Source organism: Alloalcanivorax mobilis (assembly GCF_002864685.1).
Taxonomy (GTDB): Bacteria; Pseudomonadota; Gammaproteobacteria; order Pseudomonadales; family Alcanivoracaceae; genus Alloalcanivorax; species Alloalcanivorax mobilis.
Map to the genome: position 1 here is coordinate 1 of NZ_NMQZ01000043.1, position 24,403 is coordinate 24,403.

Genomic DNA, 24,403 nt, shown 5'->3' on the forward strand with positions numbered 1-24,403 from the left:
CCGTCCGGCTGCGCCGGTTCGCGATCAAGGATCGCTCCCACAGCGGCTTCGTTGCTCAGTGGTGTGAATCTGACATGAACCAGGCAAGACCAGCCGCTTGCGGCTGGAACGTCGAAGGCGGGCCCGGGTGAGTGGCAACGCCACAAATCAAGTGGAACACCCAAGGGGGCGTCAATGGCGATGGGACATGTTCCCTGGCGGTCAGATTCCCTCCAATCCGCGAAGAACCAAAAAAAAGGCGCCCATCGGACGCCTTTTTTTTTTCCGAATCGGCTTACGGCAGCAGGTGCTTGACCGCGTCGCGTTCTTCGGCGAGCTCTTTCTCGGTGGCTTGCATACGAGCGCGGGAGAACTCGTTGACGTCCAGACCCTGAACGATTTCCCAGTCGCCGTTTTTGCACACGCACGGATAGGAGTAGATCAGGCCTTCCTGGATGTCGTAGGAGCCATCGCTGTAGATGCCCATGGAGACCCAGTCACCGTCGTCGCTGCCGAGCGCCCAGGAGCGCATGTGATCGATCGCGGCGTTGGCGGCGGAGGCGGCGGAGGACGCACCGCGTGCCTTGATGATGGCGGCGCCACGCTGTTGCACGGTGGGGATGTAATCATTCTCGTACCAGTCCTGCTCGACCTGGTCGATGGCGGCTTTGCCGTCCACCACGCAGTGGTGCAGATCCGGATACTGGGTGGAGGAGTGGTTGCCCCAGATGGTCATTTTCTTGACATCGTTGATGCTCTTGCCGAGCTTCTCGCCGAGCTGGGCCATGGCGCGGTTGTGATCCAGGCGGGTCATGGCGGTGAACTGGCGGGGGTTGATGTCCGGGGCGTTGCGTTGCGCGATCAGGGCGTTGGTGTTGGCCGGGTTGCCGACCACCAGCACTTTGATGTCGCGGCTGGCGACGTCGTTGATCGCTTTGCCCTGGGCGGAGAAGATCGCCGCGTTGGCTTCCAGCAGGTCCTTACGCTCCATGCCCGGGCCACGGGGACGGGCGCCCACCAGCAAAGCGTAGTCGGCGTCCTTGAACGCCACCTTGGCGTCGTCGGTTTGCACGATGCCAGCGACCAGCGGGAAGGCACAGTCTTCCAGCTCCATCGCCACGCCTTTCAGGGCTTCCAGGGCCGGGGTGATCTCCAGCAGTTGCAGAATAACCGGCTGGTCTTTGCCAAGCATGTCGCCGGAGGCGATGCGGAACAGCAGGGAGTAGCTGATTTGGCCAGCGGCGCCGGTGACAGCAACGCGTACAGGTGCTTTCATGAAAAAATCTCCTTGGAGTCGTCGGGAGAGCTCAGGGTTGCCTGGGCAGCCCCGGATAACGGGGAATAACGGGACACGCAGGCTCCCGGACCGGATCGCCGCCTGGCGCGGGTAGCGGCGGGCAGACGTTCCGAGGACGGCGCGCATTATAGTGTAGGTGGTCGACAAGCGCACGGATCGATGCGTATTGGAAAAGGGAAGACAATGGATCATTGGGACGTGATCGTGGCGGGCGCCGGCCAGGCGGGCTGCGCGGCCGCCTGGGATCTGGCCGCTGGCGGCGCCCGGGTGCTGCTGATTCACACCGGCGAGGGCCGGGAAAAGCCCTGCGCGGGCGGGCTCACCATCAAGGCGCTGCGCCGCTACCGGTTCGCTCTGGATAGCGTGATTCGCGAGACCGTCAGCACCCTCAACCTGCCTGGCCCGGGTGGCGATACCCGGATTGCCGTGGGCGAGCCCTTCTGCGTGATGACCCACCGCCGTGAGCTGGACGCTCTGTGCCGTGAGCGGGCCGGTGAACGGGGCGCCGATTGGACGCAGGCCAACGGCGTGCGCGCGGTGCGCCAGAGCGCCGCGGGCGTGGTCCTGGAGTTGCGTGACGGCCGCCGCTACCGCGCCGCTTACCTGATTGCCGCCGATGGCGCGCACAGCCCGTTGCGGCGCCTGTTGCAGGGCAGCCAGGCGGGGGCCGGGGCGCTGGCGTTGGAAGCGCACGTGCCGCGCGAGCGGCTCCGACATTATCCGCCCATGACCCTGGATTTTGGGGCCATCCGCCAGGGCTATGGCTGGTTGTTTCCGAAGGGCGATCACGTCAATGTCGGGCTGTACGTATGGCGGCGTGAGCGGGCCCGGCCGACGCTGCAGGCGTTGCGCGATTACGCCCGACGCAGCCTGGGCTGCGACCGGCTTGATGACGTCGGCGGCTATCCGTTGGGAACCTGGCTGACCCGCCGCGCGCCGCTGTGCGGGCGGGTGCTGTTCGTCGGCGATGCCGCCGGCGCCACCGAAGCTCTGCTCGGCGAAGGGATCTATGGCGCGCTGGTCAGCGGCCAGCTGGCCGCCAGCGCGATTCTGGCCGGGCGTGCTCAAGACTATCCGCTGCTGCTGGCGCGCTGGCGGGATGAGCTGCGCCAGGTGGAACGGCTGACTCAGGTGTTTTACCGGTCGGCGCCAGTCGGATGCATGCTGCTGCGCCATGGGCTGGCGCCTACGCTATTGCGCGGTTACGCCCGTGGCTGGACGCTGGGGCAGACCAAGCGAGCCTGGCGGGGTGCCACCCCTGGTGGCGCTCCTAGAGACCCTGATGGCGGCCCTTTTCACGACCTTGATCACGGTAAGCCAGGGGGGTAACCGCGAACCAGCGCTTGAAGGCACGGTTGAAGGCGCTCTGCTCGGAATAGCCCAGATCCAGGGCGATCTGATTCACCGAGCGGTCGCTGTGCAGCAGCCAGTCGCAGGCCAGGCGTTGCCGCTCCTCTTCAAGCAGGGTGGAAAAGTCCGCTTGCTCGGCGCGCAGACGGCGCCGCAGCGTCCAGGGTTTGACGCCCAGCCGCTCGGCGATCCGTTCCAGCTGCGGCACGCCGTCCACCAGCCGCCGCTGGATTTCCAGACGCACCTGTTCGAGCAGGTTGTCGCGGGCCAGATACTGGGTGAGCGCGCGTTGCATGCGCGAGCGAGAAAGGCGGTTGACCTCCGGGTCGGCGTCGCGCAGGGGCAAGTCCAGCAGCGCTTCGTCGATCACCAGGGCATTGTCGGGCTGATTGAATCGCACCGGGCAGCGGAACAGGCGCTGGTATTCCTGCTCCCCGCCGGGGGGCGGGTGGCGCAGGTGCACCGCCAGCGGGTCCTTATCGGCGCCCAGAATCCAGCGGCCGAATACTACCGCGCCAGCGAAGAAGGCCTCCAACCGATGGCGGCTGGTGACCCTGTCATGGAACGGTGTTTCCCAGATCAGCCACAGGTCGTGGCCTTGCCATTCGAAGCGCAGCTCGGCGAATTCGCTGGTCACCCGGGCAAAAGGAATCATCAGCTCAATGGCGTCACGCAGGGTGGCGCTGGACATGCTCGCGTAGCCGAGCTCGCCCATGAAGCGCGGGCGGATGCACTCGCCCATGTGCAAGCCGAACAGAGGATCGTCGCTGCCCTCAAGGGCGAGTTGCAACAGGCGGTCTTCGATCCGCAGGGGAATGCGCGCCCCGGGCGCTTCCAGGTCGTGCTCGCTGACCCCCAGCCGCACCAGCGCATCGCTCAGATCGACACCGGCCCGCAAGGCCGCATCGAGCAGGTACTCGATCCAGAATGAGGCAACGGTGAGCGACGCAAATGGCGTGGCGGCGGTGTGTGTCATGGCTTCCCTGGTGTTCGCGGCGGCCCGTTAAGAAGAAAAGAAAACACATCGGGCGCTCGGCACATAAGCAAACGTCACTGGGCCAGGGGAGTCAATGACGCGGAGTGACCGGCCAGGACGGCCCGGTCAGGGTGGCCTGGAAACGCCGGGCGGGCGCCCGGCGGTGAGCCGGGATCAGGCCTTTTGTTCCCGGGCCAGCTTGTTCACCTTGCGGCTGATGCGGTCCAGTTTCTTGTCCAGGCTGTGCATTTCCTCGCGGGTCGGCAGACCCAGAAGGCCGGCCAGGCGGGTGCGCCAGCCGTCGCCATTGCCGCTTTCGCGCTTGAAGCGCTGGCCGGATTTCACCAATTCGTCCAGGATCTGCTGACCGGAGTCGCTGAGGCGCACCAGCGCGCCGCGGGCGGCTTTGTTAAGCTTGCCGGCGGTCTGGTTCAGTTCGTTGATCAAGGTATTATCGGCGTTCTTTTTCGCTGCGGCTTCACTCATGGGTGAGGGCCTCCTTTCGCTGCGGGTCCTGTGGAACCTGTGGAACGTATGGAACGTATGCAGAGCTACGGTGTATCCCGCACGCAACAGATGACCGGTGGAGCGCGGGACACCCTGAATACTAGACCCGCTTGACGGTTTGTTCGTGTTGCTTGTCTAACAATTAAACAAGGCTTATGGCCCGCGAGGCCGGCCGGCAGGAGAGTGGAAATGAAGGTAGTGATCCCCCAGGGGGCGTATCAAGGGCTGTCCGCCAACGGCGTCAGCGAATTCCGAGGTGTGCCCTACGCCTTGCCGCCGTTGGCGGAGCGCCGTTTCAAGGCGCCGCAACCGTTGCCGCCGAGCAGCGATCAGCAGCGCGCCGACCGCTACCCACTGCCGTCGGTGCAGCCGCGCAACCCGCTGATGGGGGTGGAGGATTCCGGGGAAGACTGCCTGTACATGAACCTCTGGGTGCCGGAGGGCGAGGGGCCGTTTCCGGTGATGCTGTGGTATCACGGCGGCGGCTATACCGCCGGTTCGGTGTCCCAGGCGCTCTATAACGGCGCCCGGCTGGCGGCCACGCGGAAGGTGGTGGTGGTGCACGCCGCCTATCGGCTGGGCGCCCACGGTTTCGCCGACTTCTCCGCCATCGCGCCGGAACTGCAGGCGGACACCAACCTGGGTTTGCGCGATCAGATCGCCGCCCTGGAGTGGGTCAACCGTCATATCGAGGCGTTCGCTGGCCGCGCCGATCAGGTCACTATTTTCGGCGAGTCCGCGGGCGGTTTCAGCGTTGCCTCGTTGATGGCCACGCCGCGGGCACGGCCACTATTCCAGCGCGCCATCGTACAATCCGGGGGCGGCGACTTCGTGCTCGCGCCCGAGGAGTCGCGCCGCATTACCGAAGCGTTCGTGGAGGCCCTGCCGGGCGAGGGCGGCGCCGCCGAGCGCATCCGCCAGGCCGACCCGAAAGCCTGGCTGGCGGCGCAGGCCAAGGCCCAGCGGATGCTTGCCGCGCGCGGCCTGCGCGACACTACGCCGCAGTTTTCCATGGTGTTTCTGCCCACCGTCGACGGCGATCTGCTGCCCCGGGTGCCAGTGGACGCCATTGCCGCCGGCGAGGCGCGCGACATCGAGCTGCTCGCTGGCGCCTGCCGGGATGAGTGGAACTTCTTTCAGTACGCCGGGCCGATGGCCGGCTTTCCCTCCCTGGATGAGCTGCGCGCCTTCGACGATGAAGAGATTCTGCGCCGCTTCGAGCGGGCCCTGCCGGGCCACGGCGAGCGCATGCTGGCGTACTACCGCGCCACCGTGACGCCGCACGCCGAGCGCAGCAACATGGACTGGTTTTCCGCCATGGAAACCGATCGCCTGTTCCGGGTGCCCACGGTTCGACTGCTCGACGCCCAGGCCCGGCACCGCCCGGCGGACACTCGCGGCTACCAGTTCACCTTCGAAAGCACCCAGTTCGGGGTGCCGATGGGCGCTTGCCACGTGGTCGACGTGCCGTTCGTGTTTGGCATCACCGACACCCCGGTGGGTCAGTTCTTCACCGGCGGCACCGACCAGGCGCGCGCGCTGGCAGAGCGGGTCCAGCAGGTGTGGGGCGATTTCGCCCACGGCCGTGGCGCCGACTGGCCGGCCTGGAGCGAACAACGCCAGGTACACCAGTTCGGCCCCGGTGGAGAAATGGCGCGGCTGCTCGACGACGACGCCGAGCGGCTTTGGGAGGCGGTGATTCCGAAGGCTTGAGGCGTAAAATCGCAGGGTGGTGGGGCGCGGATATCGACGGGCGCCGTCGCGATGGGTTGCAAGCCTCAAGCTTCAAGCTACAGGCGGGCTACGTAGCTTCCCTTGTAGCTTGCGGCTTGTAGCTTGCGATCCTCTCCACGCAGCACGGCGCTCGCTGCCCCCTCCACCTGTGCCATGTCGGGCCTCCGAATCCACCCGCCCACCCCTGGCTTCCCCCCGCCAACCCTCCTAAAATAGCGGCCTGAATCCCAATCGGAGTCCGTTATGTCCGTGGCCGAGGCCATTGAGCGCAAAGTCCGCACGGCGTTGCCCGTGGCGCATCTGGAACTGGAGAACGAGAGCCATAAGCACAGTGTGCCGGCCAACTCGGAGACCCACTTTAAGCTGGTGGTGGTGTCCGAGGCGTTCCAGGGCCTGATGCCGGTGCGTCGCCATCAGCGTCTCTACGAGGTGCTGGCGGAGGAACTGGCCGGGCCGGTTCATGCGCTGGCGTTGCACCCGTTCACGGTGACGGAATGGCGTGCCCGCGGTGGTGAGGTGGCCGATTCGCCGGATTGCCTGGGTGGTAGCAAACACGATGCGGAGTTTGGCCGATGAGCACGGCACCGGGTTCGATCGTGGTGGCGGCGTTGTATCGCTTCACCCGTCTGGACGACATCGAAGCCCTGCGCGAGCCACTGCTGTCGCGGATGCTCAACAACGATGTGCACGGCACCCTGCTGCTGGCCCGCGAGGGCATCAACGGCACCATTTCCGGAGTGCGCGAAGGCATCGACGCGGTGCTTGCCTGGCTGCGTGAAGATGGCCGCTTCGAGGGCTTGGAATACAAGGAATCGTTTGTTGACGAGCACCCGTTTCTGCGCACCAAGGTGAAGTTGAAGAAAGAGATCGTCACCATGGGCGTGGAAGACCTGGACCCGCACGGAGAGCGCGGCACCTATCTGGAGCCGGAACAGTGGAACGCGGTGATCGCCGATCCGCAAACACTGGTGATCGATACCCGCAACGACTATGAGTACGAAGTGGGGACCTTCGAAGGCGCGGTCAACCCGGATACCAAGACGTTTCGGGAGTTTCCCGAGTACGTGAAACACCACCTGGACCCGGACAAGCACAAGCGGGTGGCGATGTTCTGCACCGGCGGTATCCGCTGCGAGAAATCCACCGCCTATCTGAAAGCCCAGGGGTTTGACGAGGTCTACCACCTCAAGGGCGGCATCCTCAAATACCTGGAGCAGACGCCACCGGAGACGTCCCTGTGGCGCGGCGAGTGCTTCGTGTTCGACGAGCGGGTCACGGTGGACCACCACCTGCGCCCGGGCGGCTACGATCAATGCCATGCCTGCCGGCGGCCGATTTCCGAGCAGGACAAGGCCTCGCCTCTGTATCGCCAGGGAGTGTCCTGCCCGCGCTGCCACGATGAATCCAGCGCCGAGCAGAAGGCGCGCTTCGCCGAACGGCAAAAGCAAATCGATCTGGCCCGCCAGCGTGGCGAGGCGCACCGCGGGCAAGACCCCAGGGAGCCGGGCTAAATCGCGCCGGCTCCCTGCCGTATGGCGGCTCGGGGCCGCTGCCCGATGATGTCAGAAACAAGGCGGACGACGATGCGATACCTGTTCGCGGCGGCGCTGTTGCTGCTGCAATCCCTGGCTTGTGCCGCGCCCGTGCGGGTGGCGGTGGCGGCCAACTTCGCGGTGCCGTTGCGGGCACTGGTCAGCGCCTACCGCCACGACCACCCCCAGGCGGACATCCAGGTCACGGTGGCTTCCACCGGCAAGCTGGCGGCGCAGATCCGCCAGGGCGCCCCCTTTGATCTGTTTCTGGCGGCGGACCAGCGCCGCCCCGAAGAGCTGGAGAACGAAGGCCTGGCGCAGGCCGGGTCGCGGCAAACCTACGCGTTGGGCCGGCTGGCGCTGTGGAGCCGCAAGGCGAATCTGGACCTCGGGCCAGAGCTGTTGAACAGCGGCCAATTGTCGCCGTTGGCCCTGGCCAATGCCCGCACCGCGCCCTACGGCGTGGCCGCCGAGGCGGTGATCGCCACCCTGGCGCTGCCCGACAGCGTGACCCTGGTGCGTGGCGAGAACGTGGCGCAAACCTTCCACTTCGCCGACAGCGGCGCCGCCCAGGCCGCCTTCGTGGCCTACAGCCAGGTGCTGGGGCAGGGCGGCAGCCTGTGGTTGCCGCCAGCGCGCTTGTATGAGCCGATCATCCAGCAAGCGGTACGGCTGACCGACAGCCCGGACGCGGCACGCTTTTATCGCTATCTGTTCAGTGCGTCGGCGCGGGAGAGTATTCGCCGCGCCGGTTACGCGGTGGACGGCGATTGATGCCGAGCGCGGACTGGCTGGCGCTGTGGGTCAGCGTCAAGCTGGCGCTGATCTCCACGGTGGTGCTGCTGGCTCTGTGCACGCCGTTGGCCTGGTGGCTGGCCCGTCATCGCCGGCGCGGCCAGGCGTTGCTTGAAGCACTGCTGGCGTTGCCACTGGTGCTGCCGCCCACGGTGCTGGGCTTTTACCTGTTGCTGGCACTGGGCCCGCGCGGGCCCGGTGGGGCGCTGGCCGGGCTGGGGAATGCGCACAGCCTGGCGTTCACCTTCAGCGGCCTGGTGATCGGCTCGGTGCTGTACTCGTTGCCCTTTGTGCTGCAGCCGCTCAAGAACGCCTTCGCCGCGATCGACAGGGACACCCTGGACATGGCGGCATCGTTGGGCGCGTCTCCCCGGGATCGCTTTATCAACGTGGTGCTGCCATTGGCCCGGCCGGGCTATTTTTCCGCCGCCGTGCTCGGCTTCGCCCATACCCTGGGGGAATTCGGCGTGGTGCTGATGATCGGTGGCAGCCTCTCCGGCGAGACGCGGGTTGCCTCGGTGGCGCTTTATGAGCACGTGGAAGCCGGCGATTACGCCAGCGCCGGGCGGCTGGCGATGGTGCTGGTGGTGCTTTCGGTGGCGTTGTTGTGGGCGGTGTTTCGCTGGCAGCGCCGGCCGGGGAGCCCGTTGTGAGCCTGACCGTGGATCTGCGCCTACAGCGCGGCGCCTTTCATCTGAGCGCCAACGCCGCCTTGCCGCGCCGTGGCGTGACCATTCTGTTCGGCGCGTCCGGTGCTGGCAAAAGCACGCTGTTGCGAGCGATGGCCGGGCTGGCGCCGTCGCGCGGGCTGATCCGTTTCGGCGACACCCTCTGGCAGGACGAACAACACAGCTTGCCCGCGCACCAGCGCCCGGTGGGGCTGATGCTGCAAAAGCCGACCCTGTTTCCGCACCTGGATGTGGCCGGCAATCTGCGTTTCGCCGCGCGCCGCGCCGGCGCCGACCAGGCTCTGTGGCGCCGGGTGGTGGGCCGGCTGGAGCTGGGCGGGTTACTGCGGCGTTCGGTGCGGGAGTTGTCCGGCGGTGAGGCGAGCCGCGTGGCCCTGGGCCGCACCCTGCTCAGTGACCCGCAGCTGCTGTTGCTGGATGAGCCCCTGGCGGCGCTGGATCAGGCCCGCCGTCAGGCGCTGATGACGGTGATCAGTGAAATCGCCGAGCGCATCCCGGTGCTGTACGTGACGCATCAGCTCGATGAGGTGATCACCCTGGGCGAGCATCTGTGGTGGCTCGAAGAGGGCCGGCTGCGTGCCCAGGGAACGCTCGCCGATGCGCTGGCCGGGCCGGACAGCCCGCTGGCGCAACACCAGGACGCCGCCGTGGTATTGCGCACCCGGGAAGTGGCGTTTCACCGCGAGCATCATCTGCTGGAGCTGCGCATTGGCGAACAGAGCCTGCGTATCCCGGCGACCGGTCCGCGTGGTGAGGCCCCGCGATTACGGGTGGCGGCCCGCGATGTGAGCCTGTCACTGAGCGCGGCGGAGGATTCCAGCGTGCTCAACATCCTGCCCGCCAGCGTGGAAAGCGTGCGTGATCTGGGGCAGGGCCAATGCCTGGTGCGTCTGTTGTGCGAGCAGCAGTGGCTGCTGGCGCGCGTGACCCGTTATTCCTGTGAACGGCTGGCGCTGGCGCCGGGGGTGGGGGTGTTCGCTCAGATCAAAGCCGCGGCGCTGGTGTAGCCGGCGCGCTCTGGAGAGGGTTTCTATGGGCAATCGGCGGCACGCCGTGCCCCGACCATGGTATTCAAAAACGCCACGAACTCCCCGGCCAGCGGCGAGATGTGCTTGTTGTCCCAGACCACGCCGATATCGAAGAACGCATGCCGGTCGCTGATGGGGACGGCCACCACCCCGGGCGGCAGCATGGTGGTGATCGACGCGCCGTACAAAGTGACGCCGCGACCCTGGGCGATCAGGCGAATAAGCACCGGCACGTCGCTGGCTTCTTCCACGACGGTCGGTAAAAAGCCGGCCCCCTGACAGACCTCATTCAGCAATGACAGAAACGTGCTCCAGCGCTTGGGTGTGCCGGCGACGAAGTCCAGGCCCTGCAATTCCCGGAGAGCGATGGCGTCGCGGTGGGCAAGCGGATGGCTCTCGGGCACCAGCGCCACGAACGGCTCGTGGCAAACCAGAAGATGGTTCATCGAGGCATCGCAGGCCGCCGAAAGCATCAGGCCGAGATCGATTTGCCCGGCTTTCAGCGCCTTGCTCTGCTCATCGGAAGACATCTGATAAAGGCTGACGGCGGTACCGGGGTGGGAATGGCGAAACTCGACCACCAGGTCGGCCATGGGCCCCTGTGCCGCCTGTGCCGAATAGGCCAGGATCACCTCACCGGCCTGGCCCGATGCCAGCCGGCGTGAATGGCGAACCGAGCGCTCAAGCAGTTGCAGGGCTTCTCTGGCGTCGTCGGCCAGCGCGGCGCCGGCCACGGTTAAGTTCACCCGCCTGGTGGTGCGATCCAGTAATTTGAATCCCAGGTCCGTTTCGAGCATTTGGATCGAGCGGCTGATCGCCGGTTGCGCCACATTCAAAATTTCTGACGCTTGCCGAAAATTCAATGTGTCCGCGACCGTGACGAAGTAACGCAGCCTGCTGAGATTGAGGGAGCTCATGCATTGATGCCCGTGTGTTATCAAATCCGCCAGAATTGGTCTTGGACGTGATTTTGTCATTGTTGTCAAATCCCGGGAGTGCGTCAACGCGGGAGAATTCATGACAACGAAGACGATAACGGTGGCGGTTGCCCAGATCGCCGGCACCGCGAACGTGGACAACAATATTAGCGCGGTAAAACGAATGGCGGCGCAGGCAGCGGCCAGGGGCGCCAGCCTGATCCTTTTTCCCGAGGCCACCATGTACGATTTTTCCGCCTCCGCGGAACAGATCGCCACGGCCGCCGATCAGTACGGCGAGGCCTTTGAAGCGCGTATTTCCGAGATCGCCGCCGAGCAGGGCATTGCCATCGTGATCGGCACCTACCGCTCCGGGGCGGCGCGCCTGGCCCGCAATATGCTGATCGCGGTCGGCCCGCGCGGCGATCTGCTGGGACAGTATCAGAAACTGCATTTGTACGACGCCTTCGATTACAAGGAATCGCTAAAGAATGAGAGCGCGCCGCTGGCGCCGGATTTCGGCGAACTGACCACCTTCGAACTGGGCGGCTTCCGCTTCGGCCTGCTGAACTGCTATGACCTGCGTTTTCCGGAAATCGCCCGTCTGCTTGTCGACCAGGGCGCCGAAATTCTGCTGGTCGCGTCCGCCTGGGTGGCCGGGCCGTCGAAAGCATTTCACTGGGAAACCCTGATCAAGGCCCGCGCCATCGAGAACACCTGCTTCGTTGCCGCCTCGTGTCAGCCGGCGCCCTTGTCCGTGGGCCTGAGCATGGTGCTGGACCCCACTGGCATCCCCATCGGCGCGGTGCCGGACGGCGATGGCCTCGCCCTGGCGACGCTGGATGCCGATCGCCTGGCGGCGGTGCGAGACGTGTTGCCCTGTCTTGAACATCGCCGCTACCGAATCGTTCAGCCGGCACCGTGATGCCGCTTGCCCGAGCGTTGTGAATCGATAGAACGCCTTTGTCGGCGAGCCAGGCGGATGGGCAGCACGCTTCCACCGGATTCGCCGAAAACCATTATTAAAAAAACATTGAGCCGGCGACACCATGCTGGTGGTGCCGGCGCAGGAGAAACACATGAGTGATGATAAGCCGCAAAATAAGAAACCGCATTCCGACCGGCGCAAAGTGGTCACGTCGGCGGCGATTGGCCAGTTTGTCGAATGGTACGACTTCGTTGTTTACGCCTATACCGCGTCGCTGATCGCCACACTCTTTTTCCCAGACGAGAACCGCGCGGTTTCTTTGTTGGCGACGTTCTCGGTGTACGCGGTGTCGTTCTTAATGCGCCCGCTGGGTGGCCTGTTGTTTGGTCATATCGGTGACCGCCTGGGTCGGCGCAGCGTTCTGGCCGTGGTGATTCTGCTGATGGGCGGCGCCACCGGCGCGATCGGCTTGCTGCCCACCTTCCAGAGCGCCGGCGTGCTGGCGCCGATCCTGCTGATCGTGTTCCGGCTTATCCAGGGCCTGTCGGCGGGCGGCGAAGCAATGGGTTCGAACGCTCTGGTGGCGGAATACGCACCCAGTGACCGGCGCGGCAGCTACGTGGGTTTCACCTACTCATTCGCCAATCTGCCGGCGATTTTCGCGGCCCTGTTTATTCTGCTGCTGACCAATGTGCTCAGCCCCGAGGATTACCAGGGGTGGGGCTGGCGGATTCCGTTCCTGCTTGGCGGGGTGTTTTCCCTGGTCGGGCTGTATATTCGCAGCCGCATCGCCGAGTCGCCGGTTTTCGAGAGCACCCGCGCGGAGCAGGGCGTATCGCGCTCGCCGCTGCGCGAGGCAGTGCAGGAGTACCGGCAATCGATGGTGTTCGCCTTCGCCATGTCCTCGCTGGCGGGGCTGGGCTTTTATACCCTCACCGGTTACTTCTCCACGTATCTGCGCGAATCCGTGGGGCTCAGTTCCAACGCCGCGCTGATTTCCAACAGCATCGCTCTGACCGTGGCGTTTTTCGCCATGCCTTTGGGCGGCTGGGTCTCCGATCACATCGGGCGCCGGCGGGTGATGATGTGGAGCGCCGCGGCCAGCGCCCTGGTGGCGGTGCCGGCTTATCTGCTCGCCGGCACCGGCTCGTTGGGCGGTGCCGTGGCCGGGCAAAGTGTGCTGGCATTAACCCTTGGCGTCTTTTTCGGGCCCTTTGGCATTGCCATTCTGGAGTTGTTTCCGACCCACGTTCGCTATAGCGGTTCTTCGATCGGCTATAACGGCGCCTATCTGATTTTTGGCGGCACCGCGCCGCTGTTCAGTACCTGGCTGGTCGCCGCCACGGGCAGCCTGCTGGCGCCGGCGGTGTACATGGCGGTTCTCGCCGCCTGCGTGTTTTTCGCGGTGATGCGCATGCCGGAGACTTACCGGCGCCCGCTTTAACCACATGCCTTGGTCCGGGAGCACCCTATAACGACAGACAGGAGATATTTCCATGACGACTTCCACGGTAACGGTGTCCTGTGTTCAGTTCACGGCCCGCGACGATGACAAGGACGGCACCATCAAGACCTGCCTCGCCCTGATCGACCGCGCCGCCGCCCAGGGCGCACAGCTTGTGGTGCTGCCGGAGGTATGGACCGGGCTGGGCTATTCCTCCGACACCCTCTATAAAGACATCGCGGAGCCGGTGCCGGGCCCCACCACCGCGCTGCTCAGTGAAAAAGCCCGTGAGCACGGGCTGCACATTATTGGCTCAATGTATGCGCGAACACCGCAAGGCAGGTACCAGAACCTGACGCCGGTGATTGCTCCGAATGGGGAAATCCTCGGCTCTTATGTCAAAACGCACCTGTTCGATGCGCCCAACCGGGTGGACATTTCCGGAGGCATTCGCGAGTCGGATAAAGTCGAGGCCGGTAACGACCTGCCGGTTTTCGAGACCGCGCTTGGCCCGTTGGGTGTCACGGTTTGCTCGGACTTGAGGTTTCCGGAAGTGTATCGGGTGCTGACCTTGGGAGGCGCGCGCATCATCGTTTGCGCCTCCGCTTTTCTCAGCCCGCGGCTTGATCACTGGGAATTTTTCATTCGCGCCCGCGCCGCCGAGAATCAGGTGTTCCTGGTGGCCTCGGGACAGGTCGGCAGCGAGCCGGTGAGCGGCATTGGTTTTGTCGGCCGCTCGATGATCGCCGACCCCTGGGGCACGGTGGTGGCGACGGCATCGGACGTGGAAGGGGTGGTGACCGCGCAGTTGGATTTGACGCTGATTGACACCATGCGCAACCGCTACCCCCTGCTTGAGCAGCGGCGGCCCGATCTCTACGGCCGGATTGTCAGCGGGCTGTCCGAAGCGGATCGCAATAGCTGAGACAACAGGGCTGAGACAACAAAGCGGGTGAGCGCCGCCGGTGATCAGCGTTGCTGGGTTCTTCTCAGGTAATACTCCGCCGCCTGCACCACCAGCTCGGTCACCGAACGGTCTTCCATCAGCGCCTGCATCTTCAGCCGTTTGTGCAGGTCGCTGGGGATGTCGGCGGTGAGGCGCCGGTGGCCGTCGCGGGCGCCGCCGGATTTGCCCGGTTTGCGGCCCCGGGTTCGCGAGGTCGGGGCGGGGCGGCTGTGCTGCTGGTCAACGAAGTCGATCTGTTCCATGTTTTCCATCTGATCCACGCCGGGGCGGGCTGTTCCACGAAGACGTGGGGAAGCGACATAAAAACGGCCGGCAAGGATACTGGATAGGCCGCTGAATGGACAGGATTTTACTTTCACATTATGGTGCAAGTGGTTGATAAGAAAGGTGGCCCGGACCGTGCCACCATTGGCGGGCACGGGTTCACGCAACGCGCTGACACGCCAGCGCAAAGGGTTGTTGCGTCGCCGCGATGCTTTCTCCGGGGTGGATCGCCAGCGGCGTAGCGCCGGTTATGGCCCTCAAAAAAACAAAAGGAAACCACCATGGAACGGGTGAACACACTGATTATCGGCAGTGGCTTTGGCGGCTCGGTGATGGCCTGCCGGCTGGCGGAGCGCGGCGAGAAGGTGCTGGTGCTGGAGCGCGGCCGGCGCTGGCTGCCGGCGGACTACCCCAGCGTCAGCCAGAGCCATTGGCTGTGGGATGAAGACGAGCCGGAAACGCAAAACGGCTGGCTCGATTTCCGTTATTTCGGCGACATGAGCATTGCCCTGGGGGCCGGCGTTGGCGGCGGCTCGTTGATCTACGCCAACGTCAGCGTGGAGGCCCACCCCGAGGTGTTCGAGCAGGGCTGGCCGGAGGCGATCCGCTACCACACGCTGCGCGATCATTACCGCACCGTGGGCAAGATGCTCAACGTGCAGAACCTGCCGGACACCCAATGGACGCCGCGCACCCGGCTGATGCACGACGCCGCCGTGGCCCTGGGCGACGGCGAGCGCTTTCGCGTGGTGCCCCAGGCGATCACCTTCGACCCGGACTGGCACGCGGGGCTCGACAACGCCTACGGCTATGGTCACAGCAAGCCTTGGATTAACGATCAGGGGCAACAACAGGGCACCTGCGTGCACTGCGGCAATTGTGACATCGGCTGCCCGGTGCAGGCCAAGAATACCCTGGATCTCAACTACCTGGCGCAGGCTGAGCAACACGGCGCCGAGGTGCGCGCCCTGCATCATGTGCGCTGGGTGCGGCCGCTGCAGGGCGGCGGTTTTGAGGTGGGCGTGCGCGATCTGGACGCGCGTGCCTGGCGGCGGCTGCACGCCGACCGGGTGATCGTGGCCGCCGGCAGCGTCGGTTCCACCGAGCTGCTGCTGCGCTGTCGGGATCAGTACAAGACGCTGCCGAAACTGAGCCGTGCCCTGGGCCGGCGTTGGAGCAGCAACGGTGATTTCTTTACCCCGGCGTTCTATGACGAACGCCACATCGATCCCACCCGTGGGCCCACCATTACCTCGGCCATCGACTATCTGGACGGCGATGAAAACGGAGCGCGTTATTTCGTGGAAGACGGCGGCTTGCCGGATTTTCTCGGCAACCTGCTCGAACACGCCGCCCATCACCCCAGGCTCAGCAAGACCCGCCTGGGTGCGGCGCTGTTGGAGTACGGCCAGGACAGCAGCCCGTTCGCGCGCATGATGCCCTGGTTCGGCCAGGCGATGGACGACCCCGGCGGTCGCTTTTCCCTGGGACGGCGCTGGTACGCGCCCTGGAAGCGGGACCGCCTGCGTTTGAAATGGGATTACCGCAAGGCGCGCAAGGCGGTGCAGGGGTTGGCCGATCGCCATTTGGCATTAACCCAGGCCACCGGGGGCAGGGCGATGACCCCGGCCACCTGGCGCTGGTTCAAGAATCTGGTCACGCCCCATCCGTTGGGCGGCTGCAACATGGCCGACAGCCAGGAGCAGGGAGTGGTCGATCACGCCGGCGCGGTGTTCAATTACCCTGGCCTGTACGTGATCGACGGCGCCACCGTGCCGCGCTCACTGGGGCTGAATCCGTCGCGTACCATTGCCGCGCTGGCCGAGCACGCCGCCGGCGAATGGCGTTGAGCTTGCTTTAAGGAGAACGAGATGAATCCCGAGCCTCGCTTCGACGTGGCGTTGACCGGTGACACCCTGGCCGGCGCCGACCCGGATCAGGTGGCGGCAACGCTGGCGCGCCTGTTCAAAATGCCACCGGACAAGGCCCGGGCATTGCTCGCCGGCAAGCCGCTGGTGGTCAAGAAGAACGCCGACGAGAGCACCGCGCGCAAGTTCCAGGTGGCGCTGCGCCAGGCCGGGGCGCGTTGCGAGCTGCGCCCGTTGAGCGCCGCCGCCACGCCGCCGCCCGTCGCTCCGCAGCCCCGGCAAAGCGCGGCGGCCGCCGACACCGATCACGCCGATCTGCAAACCGTGGGCACACTGCGCACCGGTGGCACCGGTTTTACCGGCCGATTCGAAGTGGCGGCGCCCGGCAGTGACCTGGACACCCGGCGGCGCCCGCCGCCGCCAGCGATGCCCGACACCCAACACCTTTCAATCGCCGAGCCTGGCGCCGAGCTGGAGACGCTGCGCGATGACACCCCACCGGCGGCGCCGGACATCAGTCATTTGTCGTTGCGCGAGGAATAAAGGGAAGGGGCTACAGGATTCAGGATGCAGCTCGGGCCTGCTACGGAGCCGCTGTGGGAGCGATCCTTGATCGCGAAATGTGTTGGCCGAATGGCGCGGCCGTTTTGCCCCGAACCTGATGGTTTGTGCCTCAGACGAGCAGGCCGGGGCCGTTTGTTGGCTACCGCGCTCAGCCTTCCGGCCCTTGAAAATGCAGCAGCAGTTCTTCGAGGAGATCGGGGAGGCCGTTGGCCATTTGCCGCACCAGGGCGGTGTCGTTCCACAGTTCGTCGAGGGCCGGGTCGTCGTCGAGCCCGGAGATCAGCATCACCGGCAGCAGCATCATCGCCACGTCTTCTTCCTGCTCGCCGTACCAGCGCTCTTCGTGAAGAATCATGCCGCTGAGAAAGCCCGCGCACCAGGACGCCAGGTCGGCGCCGTCTTCTTCCCGGTAGGGGTCGAGCAGGCAAGGCAGCATCACCCGTTCGCCGGAGAGCATGTCGGTGATGGTGCGCGCGCGCAGCTCTTCGAGAGCCTGGGTGACCGGCTCATCGAGTTCCATCTCGAGGGCGGCGGCGAAGTCGCCGGGGCCGTCGCAGGGGCCCACGGCGAGCGCGCAGATCAGGCCGTGCAGTTCCACCCAGGTGGGGGCGTCGTCGTCTTGCCCGGCGAAGTAGCTTTCCACCGTCTGTTTCAATTTCGGGTTGCTGATGGCGCTCACGTGGTTCTCCTGTTGGCGGCGTTATTCCGAGGTTTCTGGCCCGGTATGACGCGCGGGCGGCGCCAGCATACCGGCTTGCGGGGTCATCCGAAATGGTCCGGCGCCGGCGTTGCCCGCCGCAGGGTGTTCCGCCCGCCGGCCTTGGCCTGATAGAGGGCTTTGTCGGCCCGGTCAATGAAGGTGGCGGCGGACTCCTGGCGCTGGTGCCCGGCGAGGCCGCAAGACAGGGTGACCCGCAAACCCGTATCGAACCGGTAGGGCTCGGCGGCGAAGCGTTCACGCAGCCGGGTGATGGCGGCCTCGCAATCCGCATAATCCGCCTGTGGGAACAATATCACGAACTCTTCGCCGCCGTAGCGGGCCAGCACATCGGAACGGCGCAGGCACTGGCCCGCCACCGTGGCGAAGCGTTGCAGCACCTGATCGCCGGCGCGGTGGCCGTAGTTGTCGTTGATGCGCTTGAAATGATCCAGATCGATCAGCGCCAGATGCACCGGCGGGCCACCGCGGTCGTGGCGCATTAACTCTTCGTCCAGGCGTTCCAGAAAGTGACGGCGGTTGAACAGGCCGGTGAGCTCATCGCGCACCGCGATGCGGGCCAGCCGGTCGTGGGCCTGGCGCAGCGATACGCGCTGGGCTCGAAACTGCTGCTGCAGGTTATGAATGTAGCCGCCCATGAACACGAACCAGCACAGAATCAGCAACAGAATGCTCCACTGGCTCAGGGACAGGGTGAGAATCTGCTGCAGTGGCGTGCGCAACCATTCGTAAATCAACAGCCCGGTGAAGGCGACCTGGGCGGTGGCCGCCATCAGCACCTGCTGGCGGCGGTTCAGTGAGAACACCCCGAAGGTCATCATCATCAGATAGAGGCTGAGCATGGCGCCGCGCAGCTCGCGGGCGTGATGAAGAAGCAGGGTGATCACGACGATGCCGGCGAGCATCTGCACCATGGTCAAGCTGGGGTCGTGGAAGCGCTCGCTGAAACCGGTGCGAATCGCGATAAAGAACAGCCCGTTCAGAGCGCACAGGGTGCCGAAAATCAACAAATGCGGGGTGCGCGGGTCGAGAATCGACAATTCGGCGCCCAGCCAGGTGCCCAGCCACATCAACGCGTACGAATAGATGGCCATCATCAGTCGCCGCAGGCGCAGCGCGCGCTCGGGACGATGATCCGCAAACAGGAAAAATTCAGTGCTCAATGCCCGATCCTCAGTGGTCGCCCCCCACTCTCCGCACGCTCCGCACGGGCGCGAGCACGTGTTCCGCCAGGGCAAAAGCCCGCCCCACGTGCTGCCTGCGTCCCAACCCGCGGCCGTACCTGACTCGGCCCGCGGGTTGCCATGCCCGGTCCGGTCAACGTATCGGCCCGTCCCGACATGGCAAAATGCCATGGCCGTCCAAGAGTAGCGGCGCGGCGATTTAAATCAACGCTATGACTTGCCGGTCAGACCACTCGATGACAGACTCAGGCTGTTAAACGAACGTTTGAATGCCGGCCCGCCGTTCCTCGAACAGGTGGCCCGCGCAATGACTCAAAGCCGGGCTGCCAGGGCGGCCACGGCCAGCAAGGGATGGAAGCGATGGATGACACTCAAGGAGCGGCGCTGGCCGATCCGCCTCTCGATCTGCGCCTTACCGAGGAGCAGCGCATCAGCCGCGAAGGGATGCGCCGTTTCGTGGCCCGTGACCTGGCACCGCTGGCGCGCTCGGCGGACGAGGCAGGCACCGCTCAGGCGGCGGTGTTGGACGCGGTGGCCGGCTTTGGCCTGCCGTTGATGAGCATGCCGGAAGCCCTCGGTGGCGCCGGTCTGCCGCGCTCGCCGTTGGGCAACGTGCTGGCCTGCGAAGATCTGGGCCAGGGCGACATGAGCCAGGCACTGGCCGCGCTGCAGCCACTGGGGCTGGTCAACGCGTTGATCGATTTCGCCAGCGACGCCCAGCAGGAGGCCTGGTTGCCGCGCTTCGCCAGCGAGACGCTGGTGCCGGCCGCGGTGGCGCTGGGCGAGCCGCGTGCGACTTTCGATCCCGGCGCGCCGGCGACCACCGCCCGCCGCCAGGGCGAGGACTACCTGCTGAACGGGGAAAAGAGCCTGATTCCTCTGGTGGAGCGCTGTGAACTGTTTCTGGTGATCGCCGTCGCCGAGGACGGCCCGGCGGCGTTTCTAGTGGAAGCGGATCGCGCTGGCATGAGCCGGCAACGGCGTGACTACATGGGCCTGCGGGCCGCCGAGCCGGGCAGCCTGATATTGGAGGACGTGACCGTGCCCGCCGGCCATCGCCTGGAACACTTCGACCTGACCCGGCTGGTGGCACTGGCGCGCCTGGGTCAGGCGGCCCTGGCGGTGGGTTGCTGCCAGGCGGTGCTGGAGCAATGCGTGCCCTATGCCCTGGAGCGCAAGGCGTTCGGGGAGCCGATTGCCCAGCGCCAGTCGGTGGCGTTCATGATCGCCAACATGGGCATCGAGATCGAAGGCATGCGCTTGTTGGTCTGGCGCGCCGCCAGCCGCGCCGAGCAGGGGCTTTCTTTCCATCGGCAAGCCTACCTGGCGGCGCTGCAAGCCACCGAGAAGGCGATGGAAATCGGCACCAATGGCGTGCAAGTGTTCGGCGGCGCCGGCTTCGTGCGCGATTACCCCCTGGAAATGTACTACCGCAACCTGCGCGGCCTGAGCGCCCTGCACGGCGCGGTGATGGTTTGATTTTGCGCTAGACGCTAGACGCTAGACGCTAGACGCCGGACGCCGGACGCCGGACGCTAGGATCAAAACAGGTCTTGCGTCTTCGCATTACAGCTTTGCGTACGGACAAACGTCCGAAGCGAGCGGGTTTAAGCGTCCGGCGTCCAGCGTCCGGCGTCAGGCTAAAAAACAAGGAATCCCATGATCAATCTCGAACTGCCCAAGGCATTGAGAAACATCCAGGCCATGACCCATCAGCTCGCGGAGCAGGGGTTTCGGCCGATTTCGCGGAAATACGACCGCATTGAGCACGGTGACACGCCCGCCGAGCTGAAGCCGCTGGCGCAGATGATCGCCGCGGCCCGGCCGCGCGGGCGCAAGGCCGGGGAGGGCGCTGACGGCGCGGACCCGGACGCGGTCAAGAATGGCGCCAATCTGATCGGCATCGTCAGTGTTGAAGAGATGTGCTGGGGGGACGTCGGTCTGATGCTGTCGCTGCCGGCGGCGGGGCTGGGCAACGCCGCCATTCAGGCGGTGGGCAGCGCCGAGCAGAAGCAGCAATACGGCAAGCTGTATTGCGCCATGGCGATCACCGAACCCGGCGCCGGTTCCGATTCCGCGGCGATCACCACCACCGCCCGTCGCGACGGCGACGAATGGGTGCTTAACGGCGAAAAAATCTATTGCACCGGCGGCCAGCGCTGCGACGCGGTGGTGGTGTGGGCGACCCTGGACAAAGCGTTGGGCAAGGCGGCGATCAAGTCGTTCATCGTGCCGCGGGATAACCCGGGCATGAGTCTGGTGCGGGTGGAAGACAAAATGGGCCTGCGCATCTCCGACACCGCCGCGCTGGCCTTCAATGAGTGCCGGATTCCCGCCGACCATGTGCTGGGCTCGGCGGAGATCGCCGACACCGAAGCGGCCCGCAAGAAGGCGTTCGGGGGCGTGATGCAGACCTTCGACAACACCCGCCCGCAGGTGGCGGCGATGGCGTTGGGCGTGGCCAGGGCGGCACTGGAAATCACCCGTGAAATTCTTGAAAAAGAAGGTGTTAAAGCCGACTTCTCGAAATCACCTTATAATTCAACCGCCACCGAACTGGAGCTGTATCGCCTGGAAGCCGACCTGGAGGCGGCGCGGCTGATGACCTACAAAGCCGCCTGGATGGCCGACAACGGCCAGGCCAATTCCAAGGAGGCCTCGATGTGCAAGGCCAAGGCCGGGCGCATGGGCAACGAAGTAACCCTGAAATGCGTGGCGCTGTGCGGCGAGGCGGGTTATTCCGAGCGCCACCTGTTGGAGAAGCTGGCGCGCGATTCCAAGATCATCGACATCTTCGAGGGCACCCAGCAAATTCAGCAACTGATCGTGGCGCGCCATCTGCTCGGGTTGTCATCACGGGAGCTCAAGTAGGGAGGCAGATCCCAAGGGTGGTTGTCCGCTAACCGGCTAATTCAGCAACTGAGAAGCAAGGTCGGTCAAGCTGTCCGCTTGCCAATCCCAGCGTTGGGCGAAGGATTGGTCCGGCGCTGGCGCTCCGCCGTATTCCATTGGCCTGTCGATATAGGCGGTCATCAAACCACTGGCGCGGGCGCCGGCCAGATCGCTGTGATGGCCGGCCACTAGACACAGCTGCCCTGGCTCAAGGCCCAGCGCCTGGGCGGTGGAGACATAAGCCACCGGGTCCGGCTTGTAGGTCCTGGCAAACTCGGCGCCGAGAATGGCGTCCCACTGCAGACCGCCATAGCGGTTCAACGCGACCATTAACTCCACATTGGCATTGGACAAAGTCACTAACGGAAAGCGCTGGCGAAGTTGATTCATGCCAGGCACCACGTCGGGCCAGGGGTCCAGCCGGCGCCAGGCATGGGCGAGAGCCGATAGGATATCGGGGTCGATCAGACTGACATCCACCCGGTGGGCTTCCAGCAACTTCAGCAGGGTTTCATGGTGCAGGGTGTCCAGCGAAACGAAGCCCCGCTGGGTGCCAACGCATTCACGCATCGCCGGCTGATACAGCTCGCGCCATTGCAACGCGAAGTCCGAGGGTGGAAGGTCCGGCAGGTACTCCGAGAGAAACGAGCGGGTTTCACGCGAGATGCTCGAATGCCAGTCGACCACCGTTCCGAAAATGTCGAATGCCAGTGCTTTCGGAAGGCTCATGGAGGACTCCGGTTATTGTGAAAAGGGGGCATGGAAAAGGGGCACATTGGGAGGTTGTCGGCCTCACTGAGCTCTGGGAACGGGCACCGCGCGCAGCGGACTCTTCGTCTCCCTTCGAGCGCACCCGGACCAATAAGAATACCCGCGAAAATCTGCTAGCATCAACGCTCAATCAAAAGCCCGTGGGAGAACACCGTTATGTCCGATTCCCTGGCCGATAACGTCGTCTGGATTACCGGGGCGTCGTCCGGGATTGGCGAGGCGGTCGCGGCGGAATACGCCCGCTACGGCGCCCGGCTGGTGCTCTCGGCGCGGCGCCGGGAGCAGCTTGAGCGGGTGCGCGAGAACCTGGTGAACGCCGACGAGCACCTGGTGCTGCCGCTGGATCTCACCGACAGCGAGGCGATGCCCGCGGCGGTGGAGCAGGTGCTGGCCCGTTTCGGGCGCATCGACCGGGTGGTGCACAACGGCGGCATCACCCAGCGGGCCCTGGCCCGGGACACCGCGTTGGCGGTGGACCGGCGCATCATGGAGGTCAACTTTTTCGGCGCCGTGGCGCTGACCAAGGCGGTGCTGCCCACGTTCCGCCAGCAGGGCGCCGGCGGCTTCGTGGTGATCTCGTCGCTGGTGGGGGAGCTGCCCACGCCGAAACGCTCCGCCTACAGCGCCAGCAAACATGCGCTGCACGGTTTCTTCGAGGCATTGCGGGCGGAGGAACATCAGGCCGGGGTGCGCGTCACCATGGTGCTGCCCGGCTTCGTGCGCACCCAGGTGTCGGTCAATGCGCTGACCGGCGAGGGCCAGGCTCACGGCGCCATGGACGACGTTCAGGCCAACGGCATGGACCCGGCGGAGTGCGCCCGGCGTCTGGTGGAGGCCGTGCAGCGTGGCCGCGATCAGGTTATCATCGCGGGCCGCGAAGGCGCCGGCATCTATCTCAAGCGCTGGGCGCCGGGCCTGTACCGCCGCCTGATTCGCAAGATCAAAGTCACCTGAGCCCTGATCCTTCTATGAACAGCACCGACACCCAGGACAAGCACCGTATCCGCTACAACAAGCTGCAGAAGAAGCTGCGGCGGGAAGTGGGGCGGGCAATCGCCGACTTCAATATGATCAGCGATGGCGACAAGGTGATGGTGTGCCTGTCCGGGGGCAAGGATTCCTACACCATGCTGGAGATTCTGCGCAATCTTCAGCATTCCGCGCCGGTGGATTTCGAACTGGTGGCGGTGAACCTGGATCAGAAGCAGCCCGGTTTTCCCGAGCACGTGCTGCCGGAATATCTGGAGCGCGAGGGCGTCGCCTATCACATCCTCGAGAAAGACACCTATTCGATCGTCAAAGAGAAGGTGCCCGAGGGCAAGACCACCTGCGGGCTGTGTTCACGCCTGCGGCGCGGCAGCCTGTACGGGTTCGCCGAGGAAATCGGTGCCAACAAGATCGCTCTGGGGCATCACCGCGACGACATCATCGAGACGCTTTTCCTGAATATGTTCTTCGGTGGCAAGATGAAGGCGATGCCGCCCAAACTGCGCAGCGACGACAACCGCAACGTGGTGATCCGGCCCCTGGCGTATTGCCGGGAAAAGGACATCATCCGCTTCTCGGCGTATAAGCGTTTCCCGATCATTCCCTGCAATTTGTGCGGCTCCCAGGAAAACCTGCAGCGCCAGAACATCAAGGAAATGCTCAACCGCTGGGATCGGGAATTCCCCGGCCGGGTGGAGAATATTTTCTCGGCGGTACAGAACATCGCTCCCTCGCAGCTCGCCGACACCCGCCTGTTCGATTTCGAGAGCCTGGAAGAGGGTGTCAACCGGGGCGGCGTGGACGCGCACCGGCTGGACGTGCTGAACCTGTTCGGCTGATCGCCCGGTGTGACCGCCGCGTCACTTCAGCCAGGTCCCCGGTACCGTTTTTGCCGGTGCCTTTTCCATGCCAATCACATGATTCACGGCGACGTTTCCGGTAAAATACCGGCGCTTTCCGGCCAGCCAGGCTGCAGTGGGCCCGGGGCCTTGTTTTTGACTCGACCAGAAGG

The 24,403-nt window shown here is 65.0% G+C and carries 24 protein-coding genes; 16 read left to right on the forward strand and 8 right to left on the reverse strand.

Annotation, left to right across the window (positions count from 1 at the left end):
• Positions 1-274: 274 nt before the first annotated feature.
• Complete coding sequence (locus tag CGS25_RS16425) at positions 275-1,255, reverse strand: malate dehydrogenase (protein ID WP_101676119.1); 981 nt, start codon at positions 1,253-1,255, stop codon at positions 275-277.
• Positions 1,256-1,459: 204 nt separating this feature from the next.
• Here CGS25_RS16425 and CGS25_RS16430 point away from each other — a divergent pair, with 204 nt between their 5' ends.
• Entirely contained in the window at positions 1,460-2,605 is a 1,146-nt protein-coding gene (locus CGS25_RS16430) for an NAD(P)/FAD-dependent oxidoreductase (protein WP_089032355.1), read from the forward strand.
• On the opposite strand, the gene CGS25_RS16435 is transcribed toward CGS25_RS16430, so the two are convergent.
• Positions 2,547-3,602, reverse strand: coding sequence for an AraC family transcriptional regulator (locus CGS25_RS16435; protein ID WP_089032354.1), 1,056 nt, complete (start codon positions 3,600-3,602; stop codon positions 2,547-2,549). The genes CGS25_RS16430 and CGS25_RS16435 overlap by 59 nt on opposite strands.
• 174 nt (positions 3,603-3,776) lie before the next feature.
• Positions 3,777-4,088: a poly(hydroxyalkanoate) granule-associated protein gene (locus CGS25_RS16440; protein ID WP_089032353.1), complete on the reverse strand. Its 312-nt coding sequence runs from the start codon at positions 4,086-4,088 to the stop codon at positions 3,777-3,779.
• A gap of 210 nt (positions 4,089-4,298) precedes the next feature.
• Between CGS25_RS16440 and CGS25_RS16445 the strand changes: the two genes are divergently transcribed.
• From CGS25_RS16445 to modC, 6 genes are all read left to right on the forward strand, one after another.
• Positions 4,299-5,822: a carboxylesterase/lipase family protein gene (locus CGS25_RS16445; protein ID WP_101676120.1), complete on the forward strand. Its 1,524-nt coding sequence runs from the start codon at positions 4,299-4,301 to the stop codon at positions 5,820-5,822.
• Positions 5,823-6,086: 264 nt separating this feature from the next.
• Positions 6,087-6,419: a BolA family protein gene (locus CGS25_RS16450; protein ID WP_101676121.1), complete on the forward strand. Its 333-nt coding sequence runs from the start codon at positions 6,087-6,089 to the stop codon at positions 6,417-6,419.
• On the forward strand, positions 6,416-7,354 hold the full coding sequence (gene trhO / locus CGS25_RS16455) for an oxygen-dependent tRNA uridine(34) hydroxylase TrhO (protein ID WP_101676122.1): 939 nt from the start codon (positions 6,416-6,418) through the stop codon (positions 7,352-7,354). Before CGS25_RS16450 ends, trhO begins: the two co-directional genes overlap by 4 nt.
• 72 nt (positions 7,355-7,426) lie before the next feature.
• Positions 7,427-8,149: a molybdate ABC transporter substrate-binding protein gene (gene modA, locus CGS25_RS16460; protein ID WP_101676123.1), complete on the forward strand. Its 723-nt coding sequence runs from the start codon at positions 7,427-7,429 to the stop codon at positions 8,147-8,149.
• The gene (gene modB / locus CGS25_RS16465) at positions 8,149-8,823 is read left to right on the forward strand and encodes a molybdate ABC transporter permease subunit (protein ID WP_408608735.1); all 675 of its coding nucleotides are present in this window, start codon (positions 8,149-8,151) and stop codon (positions 8,821-8,823) included. Before modA ends, modB begins: the two co-directional genes overlap by 1 nt.
• Positions 8,820-9,866 (forward strand): molybdenum ABC transporter ATP-binding protein, encoded by a 1,047-nt coding sequence (gene modC, locus CGS25_RS16470; protein ID WP_101676125.1) that lies wholly within the window; start codon positions 8,820-8,822, stop codon positions 9,864-9,866. The genes modB and modC overlap by 4 nt, the downstream gene beginning before the upstream one ends.
• Before the next feature lie 23 nt (positions 9,867-9,889).
• On the opposite strand, the gene CGS25_RS16475 is transcribed toward modC, so the two are convergent.
• Entirely contained in the window at positions 9,890-11,047 is a 1,158-nt protein-coding gene (locus tag CGS25_RS16475; protein ID WP_232802449.1) for a LysR family transcriptional regulator, read from the reverse strand.
• Between CGS25_RS16475 and CGS25_RS16480 the strand changes: the two genes are divergently transcribed.
• From CGS25_RS16480 to CGS25_RS16490, 3 genes are all read left to right on the forward strand, one after another.
• Entirely contained in the window at positions 10,959-11,729 is a 771-nt protein-coding gene (locus CGS25_RS16480; protein WP_232802451.1) for a nitrilase-related carbon-nitrogen hydrolase, read from the forward strand. The two genes, CGS25_RS16475 and CGS25_RS16480, sit on opposite strands and share 89 nt — an antisense overlap.
• 154 nt (positions 11,730-11,883) lie before the next feature.
• The gene (locus CGS25_RS16485) at positions 11,884-13,176 is read left to right on the forward strand and encodes an MFS transporter (RefSeq protein ID WP_157933856.1); all 1,293 of its coding nucleotides are present in this window, start codon (positions 11,884-11,886) and stop codon (positions 13,174-13,176) included.
• Between the two features lie 52 nt (positions 13,177-13,228).
• The gene (locus CGS25_RS16490) at positions 13,229-14,101 is read left to right on the forward strand and encodes a carbon-nitrogen hydrolase family protein (RefSeq protein ID WP_101676129.1); all 873 of its coding nucleotides are present in this window, start codon (positions 13,229-13,231) and stop codon (positions 14,099-14,101) included.
• 44 nt (positions 14,102-14,145) lie between these two features.
• Here the strand turns inward: CGS25_RS16490 and CGS25_RS16495 are convergent, their stop codons facing one another.
• Positions 14,146-14,385 (reverse strand): hypothetical protein, encoded by a 240-nt coding sequence (locus CGS25_RS16495; RefSeq protein ID WP_089034517.1) that lies wholly within the window; start codon positions 14,383-14,385, stop codon positions 14,146-14,148.
• Between the two features lie 303 nt (positions 14,386-14,688).
• Here CGS25_RS16495 and CGS25_RS16500 point away from each other — a divergent pair, with 303 nt between their 5' ends.
• Both CGS25_RS16500 and CGS25_RS16505 read left to right on the forward strand, forming a co-directional pair.
• On the forward strand, positions 14,689-16,257 hold the full coding sequence (locus tag CGS25_RS16500) for a GMC oxidoreductase (RefSeq protein WP_101676130.1): 1,569 nt from the start codon (positions 14,689-14,691) through the stop codon (positions 16,255-16,257).
• A gap of 21 nt (positions 16,258-16,278) precedes the next feature.
• Positions 16,279-16,818 (forward strand): hypothetical protein, encoded by a 540-nt coding sequence (locus tag CGS25_RS16505; protein WP_101676131.1) that lies wholly within the window; start codon positions 16,279-16,281, stop codon positions 16,816-16,818.
• Positions 16,819-16,987: 169 nt separating this feature from the next.
• On the opposite strand, the gene CGS25_RS16510 is transcribed toward CGS25_RS16505, so the two are convergent.
• Both CGS25_RS16510 and CGS25_RS16515 read right to left on the reverse strand, forming a co-directional pair.
• Positions 16,988-17,518, reverse strand: coding sequence for a YecA/YgfB family protein (locus CGS25_RS16510; protein ID WP_089032340.1), 531 nt, complete (start codon positions 17,516-17,518; stop codon positions 16,988-16,990).
• 83 nt (positions 17,519-17,601) lie between these two features.
• Positions 17,602-18,720 carry a GGDEF domain-containing protein gene (locus tag CGS25_RS16515; protein ID WP_232802452.1) on the reverse strand — a complete coding sequence of 373 codons (1,119 nt, stop codon included), beginning with the start codon at positions 18,718-18,720 and terminating at the stop codon, positions 17,602-17,604.
• A gap of 381 nt (positions 18,721-19,101) precedes the next feature.
• Between CGS25_RS16515 and CGS25_RS16520 the strand changes: the two genes are divergently transcribed.
• Both CGS25_RS16520 and CGS25_RS16525 read left to right on the forward strand, forming a co-directional pair.
• Positions 19,102-20,220, forward strand: a complete 1,119-nt coding sequence (locus tag CGS25_RS16520) for an acyl-CoA dehydrogenase family protein (RefSeq protein ID WP_232802453.1) — start codon at positions 19,102-19,104, stop codon at positions 20,218-20,220.
• Between the two features lie 180 nt (positions 20,221-20,400).
• Positions 20,401-21,612, forward strand: a complete 1,212-nt coding sequence (locus CGS25_RS16525; protein WP_101676132.1) for an acyl-CoA dehydrogenase family protein — start codon at positions 20,401-20,403, stop codon at positions 21,610-21,612.
• Between the two features lie 36 nt (positions 21,613-21,648).
• Here the strand turns inward: CGS25_RS16525 and CGS25_RS16530 are convergent, their stop codons facing one another.
• Positions 21,649-22,362 (reverse strand): haloacid dehalogenase type II, encoded by a 714-nt coding sequence (locus CGS25_RS16530; RefSeq protein ID WP_101676133.1) that lies wholly within the window; start codon positions 22,360-22,362, stop codon positions 21,649-21,651.
• A 198-nt stretch (positions 22,363-22,560) separates the two neighbouring features.
• Between CGS25_RS16530 and CGS25_RS16535 the strand changes: the two genes are divergently transcribed.
• Together CGS25_RS16535 and ttcA are read left to right on the forward strand one after the other, a co-directional pair.
• Entirely contained in the window at positions 22,561-23,358 is a 798-nt protein-coding gene (locus CGS25_RS16535) for an SDR family oxidoreductase (protein WP_101676134.1), read from the forward strand.
• A 14-nt stretch (positions 23,359-23,372) separates the two neighbouring features.
• A complete protein-coding gene (gene ttcA / locus CGS25_RS16540; RefSeq protein ID WP_089032336.1) occupies positions 23,373-24,230 on the forward strand; it encodes a tRNA 2-thiocytidine(32) synthetase TtcA in 858 nt (285 codons plus the stop codon).
• The last annotated feature ends 173 nt before the right edge of the window (positions 24,231-24,403 follow it).

Coding starts and splice junctions, on each gene's coding strand:
- CGS25_RS16425 (WP_101676119.1), bottom strand. CDS start 1,255: ATGAAAGCACCTGTACGCGTTGCTGTCACCGGCGCCGCTGGCCAAATC.
- CGS25_RS16430 (WP_089032355.1), top strand. CDS start 1,460: ATGGATCATTGGGACGTGATCGTGGCGGGCGCCGGCCAGGCGGGCTGC.
- CGS25_RS16435 (WP_089032354.1), bottom strand. CDS start 3,602: ATGACACACACCGCCGCCACGCCATTTGCGTCGCTCACCGTTGCCTCA.
- CGS25_RS16440 (WP_089032353.1), bottom strand. CDS start 4,088: ATGAGTGAAGCCGCAGCGAAAAAGAACGCCGATAATACCTTGATCAAC.
- CGS25_RS16445 (WP_101676120.1), top strand. CDS start 4,299: ATGAAGGTAGTGATCCCCCAGGGGGCGTATCAAGGGCTGTCCGCCAAC.
- CGS25_RS16450 (WP_101676121.1), top strand. CDS start 6,087: ATGTCCGTGGCCGAGGCCATTGAGCGCAAAGTCCGCACGGCGTTGCCC.
- trhO (WP_101676122.1), top strand. CDS start 6,416: ATGAGCACGGCACCGGGTTCGATCGTGGTGGCGGCGTTGTATCGCTTC.
- modA (WP_101676123.1), top strand. CDS start 7,427: ATGCGATACCTGTTCGCGGCGGCGCTGTTGCTGCTGCAATCCCTGGCT.
- modB (WP_408608735.1), top strand. CDS start 8,149: ATGCCGAGCGCGGACTGGCTGGCGCTGTGGGTCAGCGTCAAGCTGGCG.
- CGS25_RS16475 (WP_232802449.1), bottom strand. CDS start 11,047: ATGGTGGCCTCGGGAAAAAGGATCAGGCTGGCGCCCCTGGCCGCTGCC.
- CGS25_RS16485 (WP_157933856.1), top strand. CDS start 11,884: ATGAGTGATGATAAGCCGCAAAATAAGAAACCGCATTCCGACCGGCGC.
- CGS25_RS16490 (WP_101676129.1), top strand. CDS start 13,229: ATGACGACTTCCACGGTAACGGTGTCCTGTGTTCAGTTCACGGCCCGC.
- CGS25_RS16495 (WP_089034517.1), bottom strand. CDS start 14,385: ATGGAACAGATCGACTTCGTTGACCAGCAGCACAGCCGCCCCGCCCCG.
- CGS25_RS16500 (WP_101676130.1), top strand. CDS start 14,689: ATGGAACGGGTGAACACACTGATTATCGGCAGTGGCTTTGGCGGCTCG.
- CGS25_RS16505 (WP_101676131.1), top strand. CDS start 16,279: ATGAATCCCGAGCCTCGCTTCGACGTGGCGTTGACCGGTGACACCCTG.
- CGS25_RS16520 (WP_232802453.1), top strand. CDS start 19,102: ATGGATGACACTCAAGGAGCGGCGCTGGCCGATCCGCCTCTCGATCTG.
- CGS25_RS16525 (WP_101676132.1), top strand. CDS start 20,401: ATGATCAATCTCGAACTGCCCAAGGCATTGAGAAACATCCAGGCCATG.
- CGS25_RS16530 (WP_101676133.1), bottom strand. CDS start 22,362: ATGAGCCTTCCGAAAGCACTGGCATTCGACATTTTCGGAACGGTGGTC.
- CGS25_RS16535 (WP_101676134.1), top strand. CDS start 22,561: ATGTCCGATTCCCTGGCCGATAACGTCGTCTGGATTACCGGGGCGTCG.
- ttcA (WP_089032336.1), top strand. CDS start 23,373: ATGAACAGCACCGACACCCAGGACAAGCACCGTATCCGCTACAACAAG.